This window comes from Neobacillus piezotolerans, assembly GCF_003362805.1.
Taxonomy (GTDB): domain Bacteria; phylum Bacillota; class Bacilli; order Bacillales; family Cytobacillaceae; genus Bacillus_D; species Bacillus_D piezotolerans.
In genome coordinates this window covers 1-3,965 of sequence record NZ_QNQT01000025.1, presented here as the reverse complement: position 1 = coordinate 3,965, position 3,965 = coordinate 1, and the positions used below count along the sequence as shown (strand labels likewise).

The following is a 3,965-nucleotide window of genomic DNA, read 5'->3' as shown; positions in this document are numbered from 1 at the left end:
TTGCCAAGGTGGGGGTCGCGGGTTCGAATCCCGTCTTCCGCTCCATTTGATCGGCGGCATAGCCAAGTGGTAAGGCAAAGGTCTGCAAAACCTTTATTCACCGGTTCGAATCCGGTTGCCGCCTCCATAAAGTCCAATTCATTTTATTATGCCGGTGTGGCGGAATTGGCAGACGCGCACGACTCAAAATCGTGTTCCGAAAGGAGTGCCGGTTCGACCCCGGCCACCGGTATCAAATTAAAGCCAATGCTTTGAGTCATTCAGAGCATTGGCTTTTTTCTTTTTTGCCGTGTTACAGCCGAGATATATCTTGATTGGTCATTTTATCTTCTAAATGCCGAATTAATTGTTCTTTCGTTTGATACAAGGAAATCACAGAGATTTCAACTTCTGTTAGCTAGTTTCATAGGCACCAAGATAAAATTATCCAATTTCACTAAATTAAAAATTAAAATTTGTCCATTCTGACTAAAGACTTTTATTATGTTTCCATATATAATTCAATTGTACAGAAATTGTGAAATATTTCACAATGAAGAATGGGATTGGCAAGATGAATTGTGCTGTATTTTAAAAGTCAGCAAGTTCTTATCACATTCTTTAATTTAAAACAGCCATCAGGCATGCTTATCTTTGTGAAATTGTTCACAAACTGTTCAAAATTAATAAAAATCCTACATTCTAGGAGGAACATTCATGCGTTTAGATGGAAAAGTTGCAATCATTACTGGAGGAACATTTGGAATCGGCGAGAGCACTGTTAGATTATTTGCTCAAGAAGGAGCAAAGGTTGTTATTGCTGCTCGTAATGAAGAAAAGGGTGCCAAGTTGGTAAACGACATTAAAGCTGAAGGTGGAGAAGCCCTTTTCGTAAAAACAGATGTCTCTAAAGAGGAAGATGTTGAAAACCTGGTACAGAAAACAGTAGAAACATACGGCAAATTGGATGTCATGTTTGCAAATGCGGGTGTTGGAGATATGCAAGATCTTCATACATGTACTATTGAAGAATGGAACCGTACGATTAGTGTTGACTTAACTGGCGTGTTCCTTTGCAACAAACATGCCATTCAAGAAATGGATAAAATCGGCGGAGGTTCGATTATTAACTGTGCATCTATCTTAGGGCATGTCGGTCAGGTGTCTGTTTCAGCCTATGCCGCGGCAAAAGGTGGAGTTGTGAATATGACTCGTGCGGCTGCAGTTACGTATGCGAACAAAAATATTAGAATCAATGCTGTATGTCCGGGATACATTGATACACCGATTTTAGATAGTACTCCTAAAGAAGCCATTGATCAGTTAGTCTCCATGGTTCCAGCCAAACGACTTGGAAGACCGGAAGAAGTAGCTAACTGTGTGTTGTTCCTTGCAAGCGATGAATCTTCCTTTGTAACAGGTGCAAACTTGTTGGTTGATGGCGGATATACGGCTCAATAAACGTAAAAGGAAATGAAACAAATGATGACCAATAAAACTTTAATAAAGTGGGTGTGGAATAATGAGAGTAACAATTGAACATTTAACAGATTTAATTACAACGAAGCTGCATAGAGCCGGTTTAACAGAAGAACATGCCAGAATTGTTGCAGACGTACTGGTTCATGCTGATGCAAGAGGCTATCATTCTCATGGAGCAATGCGGGTAGAATATTACGCTGAGAGAATTTCAAAAGGCGGCACGACTCACCTTCCAAAATTTGAATTTAAGAAAACAGGGCCATGCTCCGCCATCTTCGAAGGTGATAATGGTGCAGGGCATGTGGTAGCGAAACTTGCCATGGATGAAGCAATTAAAATGGCGAAGGAAAATGGAATTGCCGTTGTGGGCATGAGAAATCTCGGCCATAGTGGAGCTCTTTCTTATTTCGTGCAGCAGGCAGCAAACGCGGATTTAGTGGGACTTTCTGTTTGCCAATCAGATCCAATGGCAGTACCATATGGCGGAGCGGAACCATACTATGGCACGAACCCAATTGCTTTTGCCGCTCCTGGAAAGGACGGGGAACATATAATTATCGATATGGCAACCACCGTTCAAGCATGGGGCAAGGTTCTGGATGCCCGCTCCAAAAATAGAGCCATCGATGACTCATGGGCTGTAGACGCCAATGGAGCACCTACAACTGATCCATTTAAAGTAAATGCATTATTGCCAATTGCTGGTCCGAAAGGTTATGGGCTTATGATGATGGTCGATGTACTATCTGGAATTCTGTTAGGTGTACCTTTCGGCAACAAAGTCTCTTCGATGTACCACGACTTAACCGAGGGCAGAAAGCTTGGGCAGCTGCACATCGTTATTGATCCGGAACGTTTTGCTGGAATTAATGCTTTTAAAGAAAATATCGCCCAAACAATGAAGGACCTAAATAACCTTAAGCCAGCTACTGGCTATGATAAGGTCTACTATCCGGGCCAAAGAAGTGGGGAGCGGGAAAAGAAATCCATTGCAGATGGAATTGAAATTGTTGACCATGTATATGAATACTTAACATCAGATGTAATCCATAACAATAACTATGACCACAAAAGTCCTTTTGCTAAATAATAGTTATCGGGAGTGAAGTCTTTATACTTCACTCCTCTTTTAATATCATAAGGGCAGCATCTGCAAAAATTACCAATTAATGCAGAATATTAAAGCGGAAAATTTCGCCCAAAGCATCATATTGACCTTAAAATTAACGATTTTGGATACCGGTGGCCGAGGTGGAACCGAAACTCTTAAACGGAACACTGGACAAGGTCTTTTAAAAAAAGCCGTTTATTTACATGTGTTGTGAAGATAATCGGCTTTTCCATTTCATTTAATGATATGAGCAGTACATTAACTAGGTTAACATTCGAAAAACATATACTACTGAAGCCTTTGCAACTATTATTGCCAAAAGTGAAACCCAGCCGAAAAAGAAAATACCTATAGAAGCACTGATCATTTGTTTCCCAAAGTCCTGTTTTGGATCAGAGATTTTTAATGTTATTAGAAAACTTATGAACATTAGAAAGAATATGGACCATATAAAGCTATGAAAAATATACATAGCCCCTCCGTAGAGAAATGAACCTAACATAAACAAAAGAACTTGGTGTTTTCTATCCATCAATTTATCCCCCGCAGAATTTTTCACCTCAATTACACTTCGTCCAAATATTGGTATAATCCTTTTTTTGAAACTATTTTTTTGAAATTTTTAGAGCACATAAAGGCACTACGCTTTTTCCTTAAAGGTAATTGTCGAAAAAACAGGACGGAAAGTATTTGCCAGAGAATTGGGTCTGTTAGATAATCCAATAGTATAGACCTACTATGCCCCCAAAAAATTATAATGCCCGTCATGTATTTTTTTAAGATAGACAAGCGTCTTAGGAAATTACAATAAATCCATTTAAAGGAGAAAATTTTAAATGATGAAATGGGTTGGAATTGTTTTGGTTATGGCAACTTTGGGTGCTGGAACTTATTTTGCCTATGATTTCAATAAATCAAACCATGTTGAGGAAACCAAATCAGAGGAACTTGCGGATACGGAAACTGCGACAGGAGCATCTGTTTTCCTTTTCAAAGAAGTGCTCACAAAAGAACAAATTGAGAAAAAATATCCGCTCGATATGTCTGAAGATTCCATGCAAAATACATTGCATGAAATGACCCATCAGAAAATTAAAGCAGATAAAAAGTGGGGGTTAACCCCATTGACTCTTGAGCGAATAGAGCGTTTATTGGTTGTTGTAGAGTCGAATCAAAGTACATATGAGAAAGAAGATGCCTATCTGGAAATGCTAAATGATTGGAAAATCGGAAATTTTAACGGGATTGATTTAGACCATGATACTATTTGGACACTTCAAGACGGCACTGTCGGCGAAGCATACGGGATATATAGTCCAGCGGAAGAAGAGGCGTTTATAAAGGAGAATTATGAAGTATTAGCAAAAGGCGCCGAATAATCGGTGTTTTTTTT

At 39.3% G+C, this 3,965-nt stretch carries 3 protein-coding genes and 2 tRNA genes; all 5 read left to right on the top strand.

Going from position 1 to position 3,965, the window contains the following annotated elements; genetic code table 11:
* The first annotated feature begins 52 nt into the window (after nucleotides 1-52).
* Nucleotides 53-127 (top strand) — tRNA-Cys (locus tag DRW41_RS22430).
* A 23-nt stretch (nucleotides 128-150) separates the two neighbouring features.
* Nucleotides 151-232 (top strand) — tRNA-Leu (locus DRW41_RS22425).
* Nucleotides 233-696: 464 nt separating this feature from the next.
* Nucleotides 697-1,440 carry an SDR family NAD(P)-dependent oxidoreductase gene (locus DRW41_RS22420; RefSeq protein ID WP_115454235.1) on the top strand — a complete coding sequence of 248 codons (744 nt, stop codon included), beginning with the start codon at nucleotides 697-699 and terminating at the stop codon, nucleotides 1,438-1,440.
* A gap of 61 nt (nucleotides 1,441-1,501) precedes the next feature.
* Entirely contained in the window at nucleotides 1,502-2,551 is a 1,050-nt protein-coding gene (allD, locus tag DRW41_RS22415) for an ureidoglycolate dehydrogenase (protein ID WP_115454234.1), read from the top strand.
* Between the two features lie 857 nt (nucleotides 2,552-3,408).
* A complete protein-coding gene (locus DRW41_RS22405) occupies nucleotides 3,409-3,951 on the top strand; it encodes a DUF6241 domain-containing protein (protein WP_115454232.1) in 543 nt (180 codons plus the stop codon).
* Nucleotides 3,952-3,965: the final 14 nt, after the last annotated feature.

Coding starts and splice junctions, on each gene's coding strand:
- DRW41_RS22420 (WP_115454235.1), top strand. CDS start 697: ATGCGTTTAGATGGAAAAGTTGCAATCATTACTGGAGGAACATTTGGA.
- allD (WP_115454234.1), top strand. CDS start 1,502: ATGAGAGTAACAATTGAACATTTAACAGATTTAATTACAACGAAGCTG.
- DRW41_RS22405 (WP_115454232.1), top strand. CDS start 3,409: ATGATGAAATGGGTTGGAATTGTTTTGGTTATGGCAACTTTGGGTGCT.